This is a genomic window from Cupriavidus sp. SHE (assembly GCF_000812445.1).
Classification (GTDB): Bacteria; Pseudomonadota; Gammaproteobacteria; order Burkholderiales; family Burkholderiaceae; genus Cupriavidus; species Cupriavidus metallidurans.
Genome location: NZ_JWMB01000047.1, coordinates 138,704 through 154,745, shown reverse-complemented (window position 1 = coordinate 154,745; position 16,042 = coordinate 138,704). Strand labels below are relative to the sequence as shown.

Genomic DNA, 16,042 nt, shown 5'->3' with positions numbered 1-16,042 from the left:
GGGCAGGGCGGGGTGGGTGGCGGTCAGGCAGCGACTGCTGCTTCCGTCATGCCACCGTGCCGCAGCAGCGCGTCGATCTGCGGCGCGCGGCCGCGGAATGCCACGAACGATTCCATCGCCGGGCGGCTACCACCCACGGACAGGATCTCGCGGCGATAACGCTCGCCGGTGGCGCTGTCGAGCACGCTGCCGGAGAGCTGCGCGGCTTCCTCGAATGCTGCGTAAACATCGGCGGACAACACTTCGGCCCACTTGTAGCTGTAGTAACCGGCAGCATAGCCACCCGCGAAGATGTGGCTGAACGTATTCGGCCAGCGCGACAGCGGCGACTGGGGCACCACGTGCTTCGCGTCATTGATCTGGCGCGACAGTTCGAGCACCGATGCCGCACCCTGAGGGTCGTAGTCGGTATGCAGGTGCATGTCGAACGACGAGAACACGATCTGGCGCAGCGTCATCATGCCGTTCTGGAAGTTCTTCGCGGCCAGCATGCGATCGAACAGCGCGCGCGGCAGCGGCGCGCCGGTTTCCACGTGGGCCGTCATCGTTGACAGCACCTCGTATTCCCAGCAGAAGTTCTCCATGAACTGTGACGGCAGCTCCACGGCATCCCATTCCACGCCGTTGATACCGGACACGCCGAGGTCGCCCACCTGCGTCAGCATGTGGTGCAGCCCGTGGCCGAACTCGTGGAACATCGTGATCACTTCATCATGCGTGAACAGCGCCGGCTTGTCGCCGACCGGTGCGGTGAAATTGCAGGTCAGGTAGGCCACCGGCGTTTGCACGGTGCCGTTGCCGCGTTCCTTGCGGCCACGCGCATCGTCCATCCAGGCGCCGCCGCGCTTGCCTTCGCGCGCGTACAGGTCGATGTAGAACTGGGCGAGCAGCGCGCCCTGGGGCGACACCACGCGGAAGAAGCGCACGTCCTTGTGCCAGGTCTGCGTCGTGTCCGGCTGGATGCGGACCGAGAACAGCTTCTCGGCCACGCCGAACAGCCCTTCGAGCACCTTAGGTTCCTGGAAGTACTGCTTTACCTCGTCGTCGGAGAACGAATAGCGCTTCTGGCGCAGCTTTTCGGACGCGTAGGCGACATCCCACGGCGCAACGTCGTTCAGGCCGAGTTCGGCCGCGGCGAACTCGCGCAGTTCGGTCCAGTCGTGTTCAGCGAACGCGCGGGCCTTGACGGCCAGTTCGTCGAGGAACTTGAGCACTTCGGCTGGCGACTCGGCCATTTTCGGCACCAGCGAGACTTCGCCATAGTTGGCGTAGCCCAGCATATGCGCCTCTTCACGGCGTAGCGTCAGTTGCTCGCGCATATTGGCCGTGTTGTCCCAGTCGGCCTGACCATTGCCGTGCTGCGGGCCCAGTTCCGAGGCGCGCGTGACGCTGGCCTCGTACATGGTCTGGCGCAGCGCGCGGTCGTCCGCATACTGCAGCACCGGGAAGTACGACGGAAAGTGCAGCGTGAACTTCCAGCCTGCCTTGCCATCCTTCTGGGCGGCCAGCGCCGCGGCTTCCTTTGCGTCGGCCGGAATGCCGGACAGGCGTGCCTCGTCCTCGATATAGAGGGCGTAGCCATTGGTGGCATCGAGCACGTGGTCGGAGAACGCCTTCGACAGTTGCGCCTGCTGTTCCTGGATCTCGGCAAAGCGCGGCTTCTTGTCCTCGGCCAGTTCGGCGCCGCCCAGGCGGAACCCGCGCAGCTCGTTCTCGAGCAGTTGCTTGCGCGCCGGCGAAAGGCCTGCGAACTCGGGGCCAGCGGCGACGGCCTTGTACTTCTCGTACAGGGCCAGACTCTGGCCCAGCGATGACCAGAATTCGGTCATGCGGGGCAGGTTGTCGGCGTGTGCCTTGCGCAACTCGGGGGTGTCGGCTACGGCGCTGAGATGGCCGACCACGCCCCAGGCGCGGCCGAGCGGCTCGGTGGCGACTTCCAGTGCCTCGACGGCGCTGGCCCAGGTGGCGGGGGTTGCCGGGTCCTCGGCGCGGGCGACGGCTGCCTGCGCCTGGGCGAGCAGCACGTCCAGCGCCGGGCCAATGTGCTCGGGCCGGATCTCCGCGAAGCGCGGCAGGTCGGAGAAATCAAGCAGCGGGTTGCTGGCGCGGTCGGTAGTATCAGTCATGGTGGCAAATTCCGATTGGCTGCCGGGATGCGGCATCACACGTGCAAGATGAGGCCTATGCGCCGAAATATCCAGTACGACTTAGCTATTGGCGCAATTGGCCCATCGCTCAGGCCCTCACCTAGGCCATCACCCAAGGCATCACTCAGGCGATGCCGGCTTCGCGTTCCGCGGCTTCCAGCGTGTTGATCAGCAGCATCGTGATCGTCATCGGGCCGACGCCACCCGGAACCGGGGTGATATGGCCGGCCACTTCGCGCACACCGGCGAAGTCCACATCGCCGCACAGCTTGCCGGCGTCGTCACGGTTCATGCCTACGTCGATCACCACGGCGCCCGGCTTGACGATGTCGGCAGTAATGATGTTGCGGCGACCCACGGCGGCGACGATCACGTCGGCGTCACGGGTATGGGCAGCGAGGTCGCGCGTCTTGCTATTGCAGATCGTTACGGTTGCGCCAGCCTGCAGCAGCATCATGGCCATCGGCTTGCCGACGATGTTCGAGGCGCCCACCACCACCGCGCGCGCGCCGCGCAGCGGGTACTGGATCGATTCGAGCATCTTCATGCAACCGTACGGTGTGCAGGGGCGGAACAGGGGGGCGCCGGTCATCAGCGCGCCGGCGTTGGCCACGTGGAAGCCGTCTACGTCCTTTTCCGGGGCGATGGTTTCGAGCACCTTGTGGCTGTCGATATGCTTGGGCAGCGGCAGTTGGACCAGGATCCCGTGGATCTTCGGGTCGTTGTTCAGTTCGTCGATGCGGGCCAGCAGGTCGGCTTCGGACAGGTCGGCCGGGTAGCGGTTCAGCGACGAATAAAATCCGTTGTCCTCGCACGCCTTCACCTTGTTGCGCACATAGACCTGGCTGGCGGGGTCCTCGCCCACGAGCACCACGGCCAGGCCGGGCTGGTGGCCGGCCGCGGTCAGGCGGTCAGCGCGCTGGGCGGCCTCGGCGCGGATTTGTTTGGCAAGGGCGTTACCGTCGATCAGGTGAGCGGACATGGGGATACGTGACTGGAGAGGCTTGGGGAAACGGGGAGCGACGCCGGCGGGGGTCGCCAGCGTCGCTCGTGAAACCCGGATTATAAAGGGGTTGATCAGAATCAGAACGGGCTGCCTGGCTTGATCGGATACAACCCGGTTTCTGGCCGGGGCTGCTAGCATCCGCCCGATGCAGATCGACGATTCCTCACTTCAGGCCCTGCTGGCGACCTGGCCGCTTCCGACCCTCTCCGTGGCGATGCTCGCCTGGGTGGTGTCGCAGCGGCCATGGCGGCTGCTGCGGCAGGAACCGCTCCAGCACGCCTGGCTCGGCGGGCTCGTATTCCTGACCTTGCTGTGGTCGGCGCGGGCGACGGTCGGGACCGGGGTCGTGGTCCAACTGATGGGGGCCCCGCTGGCGGTGACGATGTTCGGGCTGCCACTGGCGATGCTGACGCTGGCCATTGTCGATCTGGTGTCGCTGCTGGGGCTGGCTTATCTGGCGGGGCAGGGCTGGGCGGATATCGCCTGGGTATCCCTGGCGCCGCGCTTTATCTGGATGGCGGTGGTTCCGGGGGTGCTGACTGCCGGGCTGCAGGCCGTGATGCGACGCCGGCTACCGCGCCACCCGTTCATCTTCATTCTCGGTCACGGCTATTTCGCCCCGCTGGTGGCCGCCATCGTTGCCGGCGGCCTTCGCACGCTCTGGCAGTTCCATTTGGGACCGCCCCACGCCGGGCTGACGATCGGGGACAGCCTGACCGGCGCCGTGGTGATCGGGTTCGGCGAGGCATTCCTGACGGGGATGCTGGTGGCGATCTTCGTCGTCTATCGCCCGCAATGGGTGCTGACGTTCACGGACGAGGACTATCTGACGGGGAAGTAACGAGCGGCCAAGGGACGGGCAGGCGCCGTTCGGTCGGCAATCGGCAAGGGGCCAGCTCCTTCCCGCCGCGACGGGGAGAAGGAGCGGCAAGGCGGGACTCAGCTATTGCGCGAGAGCGCCAGGCGCAGCAGATCGGCCACCGTGTTGACGTTGAGCTTTTCCATGATGTTGGCGCGGTGCGCCTCCACGGTCTTGATGGAAATGCCCAGGTCGTCGGCGATCTGCTTGTTCAGGCGGCCTGCCACGATGCGCTCGAGCACCTGCTGCTCGCGCGTGGTCAGCTTGCTCAGCAGGTCCTTGGCGGCACGCTGCTCGCGCGCGGCCGAGTGATCGGTGCGGGCTTTCTGCAGCATCCGTTCCACCAGCGAGCGCAGTTCCGATTCGTCGAACGGCTTCTCGATGAAGTCGATCGCACCGCGCTTCATCGTCGAGACCGCCATCGGCACGTCGCCATGGCCGGTGATGAAGACGATCGGGATGTCGATGTTCTCGGCGATCATGCGCTCCTGCAACTCCGGGCCGCTCATGCCGGGCATACGGACGTCCAGGATCAGGCACGAAACCTGGCTGGCGTCGTAGGCGGACAGGAACTGCTCGGCGCTGTTGAAGCTGCGCACCTGGTAGCCGTTGCCCTCGAGCAGCCAGGTCAGCGAGTCACGCATGGCTTCATCGTCGTCGACGATGAATACGGTCTCGCCACGATGAGGCGTGGGGCTGGGCGTTGCGGTCATGAAATCTCCTGGGGCAAAGTCGTTTGCAACGAAGTGTAACCGCCAGCGGCAGTGCGCAACACCCCGGGTGAACGATCCGGACGACCTCCCGATGCCCCGCGGCAGAGGGTCGTCCGCTTCGCCCGAGGGCATCCCCGTTACTGTTCGGGTAGCGCAGGCTGCAGCGGCAGGGTGATTTTAAACGTACAGCCGATGCCGTCCACATTGTTTTCTACCCACAGACGGCCCTGATGGGATTCGATGATCGAACGGCAGATATTCAGGCCCATGCCCATACCGTCCGATTTGGTGCTGAAGAACGGCTCGAACAGGCGCTCCTTGGTGGCTTCGTCCACGCCCGGGCCCTGATCGATCACGTCGATGCAGACGCACTGGCCAAACTCGACGTTTTCTACCCGGGCGTGCAACCGTACCACGCCCGCGGCGCGCAGGGCCGGCATGCCAGCCATCGCTTCCACGGCATTCTTGAGCAGGTTGACCAGTACCTGCTCGATCAGCACCGGGTCCACGTAGAGCATCAGCGGCGGGGTCGGCAGGCGGGTCAGGATTGTGACGCGGCGTCGCGTGGCCTCCAGGTCGGCCAGGCCCACGGCATCGGCCACGATGTCGTGCAGCGAGGCCTCGCGCCGTTGCGGCTGGCTACGTTTCACGAAACCGCGAATGCGGCTGATGATCGTGCCCGCACGCACCGCCTGCGCCGAGGTCTTTTCCAGCACCGGGATCAGGTCTTCTGGCGTGCTCCGGCCCGAATGCAGGCGAGCCACGGCGCCCATGCAGTAGTTGTTGATGGCCGCCAGCGGCTGGTTCAGCTCGTGCGCCAGCGACGACGCCATCTCGCCCATCGTGGTCAGGCGGCTCGTGAACTGCAGGCGTTCCTCGTGCTGGCGCGCCATTTCCTCGGCTGCCTTGCGCACCGTGATGTCGGTGGCGATCTGCATCTGCGCGAGATGGCCGTCCACCCACTGGATATAGCGGCGCCGCACTTCGAACCATTTCTGCATGTCCGGCACGAACACCTCACGGGCGTCGGACGCGTACGGCATCAGTTCCGAAGCAGGCAGGCCGGCATAGGCATCGACGAAGTCGGTGTTGTCGCTCGACATCTGGTCCTTGTCGAAGTCGTCCCCGGCCAGCTTCAGGTGGCCCTCGGCTTCCCAGCCGAAGAGCTGCCGATAGTAGCGGTTGGCGAACAGCAGTTCGGCCTTGTCCGTTGCCAGCACCGACACAGCCGCGTCCAGGCTTTCCAGCACCGTCGTGAAGCGGTCGTGCGCGGCGGCTAGTTCCTCGCGGGCGCGCTTCGGCTCGGTGATGTCCGTCATCGAGCTCATCCAGCCCGTATGGCGGCCACGGCCGTCTACCAGCGGCGATACGTACATGCGGGCGAAGAAGCTGCTGCCGTCACGGCGCATGACGCGCATTTCATAGCCGGTGGCCGGCGACTTGCCCTGCAGCGTCAGGTCGATCTGCTTCTGCATTTCCTGCTGGTCATTGGGTGGCCAGTACGGGAAGGGCGGCACGCGGCCGACCAGATCGCTCTCGGTCCAGCCCGTCATGCGGCAGAACGCGGGGTTCACGTAGGTGATTCGCCCGTTCAGGTCCAGTGCCCGCAGCCCGATCAGCATCGAGTTTTCCATCGCGCGACGGAACGAGGTTTCGGCCAGCAGGGCGCGCTGGGCCTCGGAGCGGCGGCTGGTATGGCGCCACATGCTCCACAGGCTCCACAGCAGGAAGCACGACAGGCCCACCACCAGCCACAGCAGCATGTTGTTGGGCAGGTTCGAGGGCGGCGGGTAGGCGTCGGCGCGCAGGGACAGCGAATGGCCCGGCGGGTCGAGCAGGACCTCGTAGGACAGCGCATTGCCCGGTACCGGCCGTACCGAGGTGCTGGCCCGGGTCTGGTTGTTCTTGTCGATCAGCGAGAAGCGGTAGCGCTCGGTCAGTTCCGGTGGCAGCAGGTGCGTCAGGATGCCGTTGATCGAGTAGAGCGCGCCCAGCGTGCCCAGGAACTCGTTATCGCGCACGATCGGCACTTCCATCAGCATGAAGCTGTCGCCGCGATCGTTCATCAGCGGCCGGGAATAGACCACACGCTGGGTTTCGCGCGCGGCGTCGAACGTGTCCAGGACCTCGGGCTCGAGCGGCTGATCGGCGGTTTCACGCAGGCGGGCAGCGAACTCCGACGTCGATGGCAGCGACCAGCGGCCGCGCCGCGTGGCGTCGAGCCAGTTGATGAAGACGATCTCTGGGTTCTCGCGCAGGATTTCCTGTGCGGCCGTCCGGTAAGCGCCCTGGTCGAGTTGTGCGGCGGCAATATCCCGCGCCAGCGAGGCCAACTGGTCCTGGTTGCTCAGCAGGGACAGGCGCACGCGCTGCTGTGCCCAGGCGGCGTCGCGGTACAGCGCGTCGCGCTGCTGCTGGTGCTCGGTTTCGTGGAGCGACCAGAGGATGACGCCCATCGCCACCGTGAACAGCACGATGGCCACGAGCGGGATGAACATGAACCAGCTCGTGGCGACAAGATTGCGCCAGCGCGTGATCCAGAGGCGGCGGGGGGCGGCGGCCAGCGGCGTGCCGCCGTCCGTGCCATCGGTGCTGTCTTGTGCCTCGGCCTGGGGGGCGCCATGGGCGTCGCCACCATTGCCACGGGCGGCATGAACTACCCCGTGAGGGGCATCGCTGACGGCGCCGGCAGGGTTCGGAGGCAGAATGGCCGTGCGTAGGCCGGAGAGAATTCGTTTGAGAAACTGCATAGGGGATTGACGGCTGACCGAGCAGTTTATCCACTTTATTGCGGTGCGTCGCTTGGGGAAAGCGCCTACACGGCACAGTATTTGCGCGCTGGTCGCGAGGCCTTGGAAGACGGACGCGATGCGATTTCTGATGCACTGCCGCAATATTTCACATTATAAGAAATGACTTCGTAATCTGAAAATTTAGCTTGTCATCACTTGCTGTGCTTCCATAGAATCGCTTCGACCGATCAATGCGGGCGGGCGCACTGCGCTTGCTGAGTACAGGATCCGGGCGATGAACGCGTCATCAGCCCCACGGAGGATCCGGCTTTGGCCTACCGATGCCAGGGCAAGGCTTGGCGCTCCGCCGCGACGTCACAAACCGTCAAGACCGGCCGCTGGAGTCCCGCGCTTCGCTGTGTGGGCACCGGGCAGGAATTCACCAGGAGACAGTCATGTCCGCTGTACCAGAGCAGATCCTCGGCGCCAGCAGCGCCAACGACGCAGATCCCCAGGAAACGCACGAATGGCTGGACGCCCTGCAGGGCGTCCTCAACGCGGAAGGCACCGAGCGCGCCGCGTTCCTGATCGACAAGCAAATCGAATACGCGCGCGTGAACGGCGTTACCCAGCCGTTCCATGCCGAAACGCCGTACATCAACACCATCCCGGTGGAGCAGCAGGCCCGCATTCCCGGCGACCAGGACATCGAGCACCGCATCCGCTCGTACACGCGCTGGAACGCGATGGCCATGGTGCTGCGCGCCAACAAGCACACCAACGTCGGCGGCCACATCTCGTCGTTCGCCTCGGCGGCCACGCTCTATGACGTGGGCTACAACCACTTCTGGCGCGCCCCGTCGGAGCAGAGCGGCGGCGACCTCGTTTTCGTGCAGGGCCATTCGGCACCGGGCGTCTACTCGCGCGCCTTCCTGCTAGGCCGCCTGACGCCCGAACAGCTCGACAGCTTCCGTCAGGAAGTGGACGGCAAGGGCATCTCGTCGTACCCGCACCCATGGCTGATGCCGGACTTCTGGCAGTTCCCGACCGTGTCGATGGGCCTGGGCCCGATCATGGCGATCTATCAGGCCCGCTTCATGAAGTACCTGGCCAGCCGTGGCCTGGTGAACGCCGGCGACCGCAAGGTATGGGCGTTCCTGGGTGATGGCGAGACCGACGAGCCGGAATCGCTGGGCGCGATCGGCATGGCCGGCCGCGAGAAGCTGGATAACCTGGTTTTCGTGATCAATTGCAACCTGCAGCGCCTGGATGGCCCGGTGCGCGGCAACGGCAAGATCATCCAGGAACTGGAATCGGAATTCCGTGGCTCGGGCTGGAACGTGATCAAGCTGGTCTGGGGCAGCCGCTGGGATCCGCTGCTGCAGCGCGACAACAAGGGCCTGCTGATGAAGCGCATGATGGAATGCGTGGACGGCGAGTACCAGACCTTCAAGGCCAAGGACGGCGCCTACGTGCGCGAGCACTTCTTCAATACGCCGGAACTGAAGGCCATGGTGGCCGACTGGTCCGACGACGACATCTGGCGCCTGAACCGCGGCGGCCATGATCCGCACAAGGTCTACGCGGCCTACAAGGCGGCTAGCGAGCACAAGGGCCAGCCGACGCTGATCCTGGCCAAGACCATCAAGGGCTATGGCATGGGCGATGCCGGCCAGGCCATGAACGTGGCCCACCAGCAGAAGAAGATGCCGGTGGACGCGATCCGCGCGTTCCGCGACCAGTTCAACATCCCGGTGGCGGACGACAAGCTGGAAGAAGTCCCGTACCTGACCTTCCCGGAAGGCTCGAAGGAACTGGAGTACATGCGCAAGGCGCGTATGGACCTGGGCGGCTACCTGCCGGCCCGCCGTATGAAGGCCGAGGCGCTGAAGGTGCCCGAGCTGTCGGCGTTCGAAGCGCTGCTCAAGGCCACTGGCGAAGGCCGCGAAGTGTCCACCACGATGGCCTTCGTGCGTATCCTGAACACGCTGCTCAAGGACAAGCAGGTCGGCAAGCACGTGGTGCCCATCGTGCCGGACGAGTCGCGCACCTTCGGCATGGAAGGCCTGTTCCGCCAGGTTGGTATCTGGAACCAGGAAGGCCAGAAGTACGTGCCGGAAGACCATGACCAACTGATGTTCTACAAGGAATCGCAGACGGGTCAGGTGCTGCAGGAAGGCATCAACGAAGCCGGCGCCATGTGCGACTGGATCGCCGCCGCCACGTCGTACTCGACGCACGGCGTGCAGATGATTCCGTTCTACATCTACTACTCGATGTTCGGCATTCAGCGTATCGGCGACTTGTGCTGGGCCGCCGCCGACATGCGCTCGCGCGGCTTCCTGCTGGGCGGTACCGCTGGCCGCACCACGCTGAACGGTGAAGGCTTGCAGCACGAGGACGGTCACTCGCACGTGTTCCACGCTGTGATCCCGAACTGCATCTCGTACGATCCGACGTTCCAGTACGAACTCGCCGTGATCATGCAGGACGGCCTGCGCCGCATGTATGCCGAACAGGAAGACGTGTACTACTACCTGACGGTGATGAACGAGAACTACGAGCATCCGGAAATGCCGGCTGGCGTGGAACGCGACATCGTCCAGGGCATGTACCAGTTCCGCAAGGGCGTGGAGAACAGCAACGCGCCGCGCGTGCAACTGCTGGGCTCGGGCACGATCTTCCGCGAGGTGATCGCTGCCGCCGACCTGCTCAAGAAGGACTGGGGCGTGGAATCGGATCTGTGGAGCTGCCCGAGCTTCACCGAACTGGCCCGTGAAGGCCAGGAAGTCGAGCGTCACAACCTGTTGAACCCGACCGGCACGCAGCGCGAATCGTTCGTCGCCCAGAAGCTCAAGGGCGTGCGCGGTCCGGTCATCGCGTCCACCGACTACATCCGTGCGTTCGCCGAGCAGATCCGTCCGTTCGTGCCGCGTCGCTACGTGGTGCTGGGCACCGATGGCTTCGGCCGCTCGGACACCCGCGAGAAGCTGCGCCACTTCTTCGAAGTGGACCGCTACTGGGTCACGGTGGCCGCGCTGAAGGCGCTGGCCGACGAAGGCGCGATCGGTCGCGAGAAGGTGGCCGAGGCCATCAAGAAGTACAACCTCGACCCGAACAAGCCGAACCCGATGTCGGTCTGACCCCGGACTTGCACGACTGAACCCCCGCAGCGCGGCACCCGCCGCGCCGCGGTGTGCCACCGGCCGACCCGGCGGCGCACCACGGCGAATGGTGATGCGCGGCAGCGTGACAGATGCGTGTGGCGAGAGTAACCTCGCCGATTGCGTTTGTCGCGTTTGTCGTATCTGGCCAGAGTGCCGGCTGCCCAGGAGAGACACTGAATGAGTCAAGCGATTGAAATCAAGGTGCCGGATATCGGCGACTACGACGCCGTTCCCGTCATCGAAGTGCACGTGAAGCCGGGCGACACGATCAACGCGGAAGACGCGCTGGTGACGCTGGAATCCGACAAGGCCACCATGGACGTGCCGTCGCCGCAGGCCGGCACGGTCAAGGAAGTCCGGATCAAGGTGGGCGATAGCGTTTCCGAAGGCTCCGTGCTGGTGATGCTCGAGCCCGCAGGCGCCGCTGCCGCCGCTCCGGCTCCCGCAGCCGCTGCTGCTCCGGCCCCTGCCGCTGCGGCACCGGCGCCGGCCGCTCCCGCTGCCCCGGCTCCGGCCGCTGCCCCTGCTGGTGGTGGCACGGTCGAGGTCAAGGTGCCCGATATCGGCGACTACGACGCCGTGCCGGTCATCGAAATCCACGTCAAGGTGGGTGACCAGATCAACGCCGAAGACGCGTTGGTGACGCTGGAGTCCGACAAGGCCACCATGGATGTGCCGTCGCCGCAGGCCGGCACCGTCAAGGAAATCAAGGTCAAGGTCGGTGATAACGTCGCCCAAGGCACGCTGATCCTGATCCTGGAAGCTGCTGGCGGCGCTGCCGCAGCAGCTCCGGCCCCGGCAGCCGCCCCGGCGCCTGCCGCAGCCGCTCCCGCGCCCGCACCGGCGGCCGCGGCGCCGGCACCTGTTGCCGCGCCGGCCGTCGCGCCAGCGGTGCAGGGTACGACCGGCAAGGCCGCTCACGCCAGCCCGTCCGTGCGCAAGTTCGCGCGCGAGCTGGGTGTCGACGTGTCGCGTGTGCCGGGCACCGCTCCCAAGGGCCGCATCACGCAGGAAGACGTGCAGAACTACGTCAAGAGCGTCATGAGCGGCCAGACTGCCACGCCGTCCGCACCGGCTGCCGCCGCCGGCACCGGCGTGGGCCTGGACCTGCTGCCGTGGCCGAAGGTGGACTTCACGCGCTTTGGCGAAGTGGAGTCGAAGCCGCTGTCGCGCATCAAGAAGATCTCTGGCGCCAACCTGCATCGCAACTGGGTCATGATCCCTCACGTCACGAACTGTGACGAAGCGGACATCACCGAGCTCGAGGCATTCCGCGTGCAGCTCAACAAGGAAAACGAGAGGGCTGGCATCAAGGTGACGATGCTTGCGTTCATGATCAAGGCCACCGTTGCGGCGCTCAAGAAGTTCCCGAACTTCAACGCCTCGCTGGACGGCGACAACCTGGTGCTGAAGAAGTACTTCAACATCGGTTTCGCGGCCGACACCCCGAACGGTCTGGTCGTGCCGGTGATCAAGGACGCCGACAAGAAGGGCGTGCTCGAGATCAGCCAGGAAATGAGCGATCTGGCCAAGCTGGCGCGCGACGGCAAGCTGAAGCCTGACCAGATGCAAGGCGGCTGCTTCTCGATCTCGTCGCTCGGCGGCCTCGGTGGCACGTACTTCACGCCGATCATCAATGCGCCGGAAGTGGCCATCATGGGCGTGTGCAAGTCGTATATGAAGCCGGTGTGGGACGGCAAGCAGTTCGCCCCGCGCCTGACGCTGCCGCTGTCGCTGTCGTGGGATCACCGCGTGATCGACGGCGCCGAGGCCGCGCGCTTCAACACGTACTTCGCGGCGCTGCTTGCGGATTTCCGCCGGATTCTGCTGTAAGCATCGGCAACGCCCGCCAGCGAACCTGGCGGGCGCGTCTGCATTGCATTCAAGGGGCGAGCCATGACTACCTGCGTTGTCGTCAGGAAAGGTGACGAGGTGGCGATCGGTGCCGATGCGCTGGTGACATTCGGCGATACGCGGCTGTCGCGCGCTTATGAGCGGAACCAGAAGGTGATTCCCGTTGGCGACAGTTTCGTCGGGCTGGCAGGCACCACTGCGCATTTCCCGGTCATGCGCAGCCTGCTGACGGGCATGGGCGAGGAATGCCGGCTGTATACCCGTGACGATGTGTTCCGAACCTTCCTCAAGGTGCATGAAAAGCTCAAGAACGAGTATTTCATCAACACCAAGGAAGACGAGGACGACCCCTACGAGTCATCGCAGATCGTTTGCCTGATCGCCAATTCGGGCGGCATTTTCGGCGTTTATTCGTACCGCGAGGTGTTTTCGTTCGATCGTTTCTGGGGCATTGGCTCGGGCCGCAACTACGCGCTCGGCGCCATGCACGCGGTGTATGACCGCCCGGACCTGGATGCTGGAGCGATTGCGCGAATCGGCGTGGAAGCGGGTATCGAGTTCGACAAGAGTTCGGCGGCACCGATCGACGTGCACACGGTACGGCTGCAAGTGGCAACCAACAAAGACGGCGCGGCCTGATCCCAAGGCGGGCAGGGCGCGCATCCCAGGAGGAAGAACATGAGTGTGATCGAAGTCAAGGTGCCGGATATCGGCGATTTCGACGCGGTGGAAGTGATCGAGGTGCTGGTCAAGGCTGGCGACACGGTCGAGGAAGAACAGTCGCTGATCGTGCTGGAGTCCGATAAGGCCAGCATGGAAGTGCCGTCGTCGGCCGCCGGCAAGGTCGTGGACGTCAAGGTCAAGGTGGGCGACAAGGTCGCGAAGGGCACGCTGATCTGCACCGTTGAAGGTGGCGCGGCGGCGGCTCCTGCCCCGGCTCCGGCGGCGGCGCCCAAGCCCGCGGCTGCGCCCGCTCCGGCGCCGGCAGCGGCTCCGGCGGCCGCCACGCATGCAGGTGGCGCCGACATCCAGTGCGAAATGCTGGTGCTGGGCGCAGGCCCCGGGGGTTACTCGGCGGCATTCCGCTCGGCGGACCTCGGCATGAACACCGTTCTGGTCGAGCGCTATGGCACCCTGGGCGGCGTTTGCCTGAACGTGGGCTGCATCCCGTCGAAGGCGCTGCTGCACAACGCGGCGGTGATCGACGAGGCCAAGGCACTGGCCGCGCACGGCATCCTGTTCGGCGAAGCCAAGATCGATCTGGACGGCCTGCGGCACTACAAGGAAAGCGTGGTCGGCAAGCTGACCGGCGGTCTGTCGGGAATGGCGAAGGCCCGCAAGGTGCAGGTGGTGCGCGGCATCGGCACGTTCCTGGATCCGCATCATCTGGAAGTGCAGGAAACGGAAGGCGACAGCAAGGCCACCAATGGCAAGAAGACCGTGATCCGCTTCGAAAAGGCGATCATCGCGGCTGGCAGCCAGGCCGTGAAGCTGCCGTTCGTCCCTGAGGATCCGCGCATTTTCGATTCGACGGGCGCGCTGGAACTGCGCGACATCCCGAACAAGATGCTCGTGATTGGCGGCGGCATCATCGGCCTGGAAATGGCCACCGTCTACAGCACGCTCGGCGCGCGACTCGATGTCGTGGAAATGCTCGACGGCTTGATGCAGGGCGCTGACCGCGATCTGGTCAAGGTCTGGGACAAGGTGAACAAGCATCGCTTCGATAACGTGATGCTGAAGACCAAGACTGTCGGCGTGGAAGCGAAGCCGGATGGCATCTACGTGAAGTTCGAGGGTGAGTCCGCGCCGGCCGAGCCGCAGCGTTACGACGCCGTGCTGGTGTCGGTGGGCCGTTCCCCGAACGGCAAGAAGATCGGTGCCGAGAAGGCCGGTGTGGCTGTGACCGACCGTGGTTTCATTGATGTCGACAAGCAGATGCGCACCAATGTGCCGCATATCTACGCGATCGGCGATATCGTCGGCCAGCCGATGCTCGCACACAAGGCGGTGCATGAGGCACACGTGGCCGCCGAAGCCGCGCATGGCGAGAAGGCCTACTTCGACGCGAAGCAGATCCCGTCCGTGGCGTTCACCGATCCGGAAGTGGCATGGGCCGGCAAGACTGAAGACCAGTGCAAGGCCGAAGGCATCAAGTACAGCAAGGGTGTGTTCCCGTGGGCCGCTTCGGGCCGCGCGATCGCCAATGGGCGTGACGAAGGCTTCACCAAGCTGATTTTCGACGAGGAAACCCATCGCATCATCGGTGGCGGTATTGTCGGCACCCACGCGGGCGACCTGATCAGCGAAGTCTGCCTGGCCATCGAGATGGGCGCGGATGCCGTGGATATTGGCAAGACGATTCACCCGCACCCGACCTTGGGCGAGTCGATTGGCATGGCCGCGGAAATCTACGAAGGTGTGTGCACCGACGTGCCGCCGCCGCGCAAGCGCTGATTGCTGGCGCCGTAGTGAGAGAACCCGCCGATTCGGCGGGTTTTTTTTTATTTGTCTCGACTCTTCTGCGAGCACTGGGGGGAGAACGCGACGAAAAAAAGCCCGGCCTCTGGTAGTCAGAGGCCGGGCTTGAACGATACCTTTTGGAATCGGGTACCGAGGAGACACCGGTACGAGGCGATCGGGATCGCCTCCGTTGGCAAAACGCCCCGCGTGTGCGGGGCGTTTTGCCAACGGACCGGCCAGAGCCGGCGCGTTGGTATTACAGATGCTTAGGCAGCAGCAGCCGACTTCTTGGTGGCGGTGCGGGCCGTGGCGCTGGCTTGCTGGGCAGCCTTGGTCGCGGCGGTGGCAGCGGCCTGGAAGTTGCTCTCAGCCATTTCAACGGCTTGCTTGGTAGCCTTCTGCACCGACTCGTAGGCGTTGTTGGCCGCCGAGATCGCCGACTTCACGATGGCTACGGTCGACTCCGAACCCGCCGGAGCGTTCTTGGCCAGGTTGTCGACCAGGGCTTGCACGTTCTTCGTGCCTTCGGCCAGTTGGGCTTCAGCAACCTTGGTGAACTCGCTTTGGGTTTCCGAAGCGATTTCGTACAGGTGACGCGTGTAGGCCAGGGTCTTCTCGGCAACCGGCTGCACCAGCGATGCCTGGATGGCCAGCAGTTCCTGGGCGTCCTTGGCGGTCAGCGCCTTCTTGGCGTTGTCGGCGTTCTCGGCCAGGGTGGCCTTGACCACTTGCAGGTTCAGCTCAACGAGCTTCTCCACGCCTTCGAAAGCCTTCGAGGTCAGGCCGAACAGGGTTTCGAGGTTGGCTTTTTGTGCGGCTGCAACTTGTTCCGGGGTCAGGATCATTGCGGGTCTCCAGTGGTGAGCTTCAAGGTCAAGCAAAAGTGAAATTAAGCCGCCCAGATGTCAAAGCCATGACTTCAGTGTCCTGGCCAGCCCGAGCGTGTGTCTCGTTTTTCGGCGCTGCCCGAAGGCTTTGATGCGCCGCAACAATTGCAATTCTAAGAGAACAACGATGAGTGTCAAGCGGTTTTTGTGCGTTGCACAAAAAATCGCCCGGAACACCCCGTCGAAAGCGCATAGAAGTCGACGTAGGCCGCGT

10 protein-coding genes are annotated in these 16,042 nt (G+C 64.6%); 5 read left to right on the top strand and 5 right to left on the bottom strand.

The features are described from left to right. Nucleotides 1-23: 23 nt before the first annotated feature. Nucleotides 24-2,126 carry a M3 family metallopeptidase gene (locus RN01_RS22405; protein ID WP_024569441.1) on the bottom strand — a complete coding sequence of 701 codons (2,103 nt, stop codon included), beginning with the start codon at nt 2,124-2,126 and terminating at the stop codon, nt 24-26. Nucleotides 2,127-2,271: 145 nt separating this feature from the next. Further along, nucleotides 2,272-3,129, bottom strand: a complete 858-nt coding sequence (gene folD, locus RN01_RS22400) for a bifunctional methylenetetrahydrofolate dehydrogenase/methenyltetrahydrofolate cyclohydrolase FolD (protein WP_024569442.1) — start codon at nt 3,127-3,129, stop codon at nt 2,272-2,274. A gap of 169 nt (nt 3,130-3,298) precedes the next feature. On the opposite strand from folD, the gene RN01_RS22395 reads away from it, so the two are divergent. After that, entirely contained in the window at nt 3,299-3,994 is a 696-nt protein-coding gene (locus RN01_RS22395) for an energy-coupling factor ABC transporter permease (RefSeq protein ID WP_024569443.1), read from the top strand. 98 nt (nt 3,995-4,092) lie between these two features. Here RN01_RS22395 and RN01_RS22390 read toward each other — a convergent pair whose 3' ends face one another. Together RN01_RS22390 and RN01_RS22385 are read right to left on the bottom strand one after the other, a co-directional pair. Next, nucleotides 4,093-4,725, bottom strand: a complete 633-nt coding sequence (locus RN01_RS22390) for a response regulator transcription factor (RefSeq protein ID WP_008650428.1) — start codon at nt 4,723-4,725, stop codon at nt 4,093-4,095. Nucleotides 4,726-4,862: 137 nt separating this feature from the next. After that, nucleotides 4,863-7,475, bottom strand: a complete 2,613-nt coding sequence (locus RN01_RS22385; protein WP_017513727.1) for a PAS domain S-box protein — start codon at nt 7,473-7,475, stop codon at nt 4,863-4,865. A 437-nt stretch (nt 7,476-7,912) separates the two neighbouring features. Between RN01_RS22385 and aceE the strand changes: the two genes are divergently transcribed. The 4 genes from aceE (at nt 7,913) to lpdA (ending at nt 14,935) form a co-directional block, all read left to right on the top strand. Next, entirely contained in the window at nt 7,913-10,600 is a 2,688-nt protein-coding gene (gene aceE, locus RN01_RS22380) for a pyruvate dehydrogenase (acetyl-transferring), homodimeric type (protein ID WP_017513728.1), read from the top strand. 201 nt (nt 10,601-10,801) lie between these two features. Continuing rightward, on the top strand, nt 10,802-12,457 hold the full coding sequence (gene aceF, locus RN01_RS22375; RefSeq protein ID WP_039016771.1) for a dihydrolipoyllysine-residue acetyltransferase: 1,656 nt from the start codon (nt 10,802-10,804) through the stop codon (nt 12,455-12,457). Nucleotides 12,458-12,520: 63 nt separating this feature from the next. Then, nucleotides 12,521-13,117 (top strand): MFS transporter, encoded by a 597-nt coding sequence (locus RN01_RS22370; RefSeq protein WP_024569450.1) that lies wholly within the window; start codon nt 12,521-12,523, stop codon nt 13,115-13,117. Between the two features lie 39 nt (nt 13,118-13,156). Continuing rightward, entirely contained in the window at nt 13,157-14,935 is a 1,779-nt protein-coding gene (lpdA, locus tag RN01_RS22365) for a dihydrolipoyl dehydrogenase (RefSeq protein ID WP_011515978.1), read from the top strand. Between the two features lie 272 nt (nt 14,936-15,207). Here lpdA and phaP1 read toward each other — a convergent pair whose 3' ends face one another. Further along, entirely contained in the window at nt 15,208-15,786 is a 579-nt protein-coding gene (phaP1, locus tag RN01_RS22360) for a TIGR01841 family phasin PhaP1 (protein WP_011515979.1), read from the bottom strand. Between the last annotated feature and the right edge of the window lie 256 nt (nt 15,787-16,042).

Bases quoted from the DNA above. Each gene is read 5' to 3' on its own strand.
- RN01_RS22405 (WP_024569441.1), bottom strand. From the start codon at position 2,126: ATGACTGATACTACCGACCGCGCCAGCAACCCGCTGCTTGATTTCTCC.
- folD (WP_024569442.1), bottom strand. From the start codon at position 3,129: ATGTCCGCTCACCTGATCGACGGTAACGCCCTTGCCAAACAAATCCGC.
- RN01_RS22395 (WP_024569443.1), top strand. From the start codon at position 3,299: ATGCAGATCGACGATTCCTCACTTCAGGCCCTGCTGGCGACCTGGCCG.
- RN01_RS22390 (WP_008650428.1), bottom strand. From the start codon at position 4,725: ATGACCGCAACGCCCAGCCCCACGCCTCATCGTGGCGAGACCGTATTC.
- RN01_RS22385 (WP_017513727.1), bottom strand. From the start codon at position 7,475: ATGCAGTTTCTCAAACGAATTCTCTCCGGCCTACGCACGGCCATTCTG.
- aceE (WP_017513728.1), top strand. From the start codon at position 7,913: ATGTCCGCTGTACCAGAGCAGATCCTCGGCGCCAGCAGCGCCAACGAC.
- aceF (WP_039016771.1), top strand. From the start codon at position 10,802: ATGAGTCAAGCGATTGAAATCAAGGTGCCGGATATCGGCGACTACGAC.
- RN01_RS22370 (WP_024569450.1), top strand. From the start codon at position 12,521: ATGACTACCTGCGTTGTCGTCAGGAAAGGTGACGAGGTGGCGATCGGT.
- lpdA (WP_011515978.1), top strand. From the start codon at position 13,157: ATGAGTGTGATCGAAGTCAAGGTGCCGGATATCGGCGATTTCGACGCG.
- phaP1 (WP_011515979.1), bottom strand. From the start codon at position 15,786: ATGATCCTGACCCCGGAACAAGTTGCAGCCGCACAAAAAGCCAACCTC.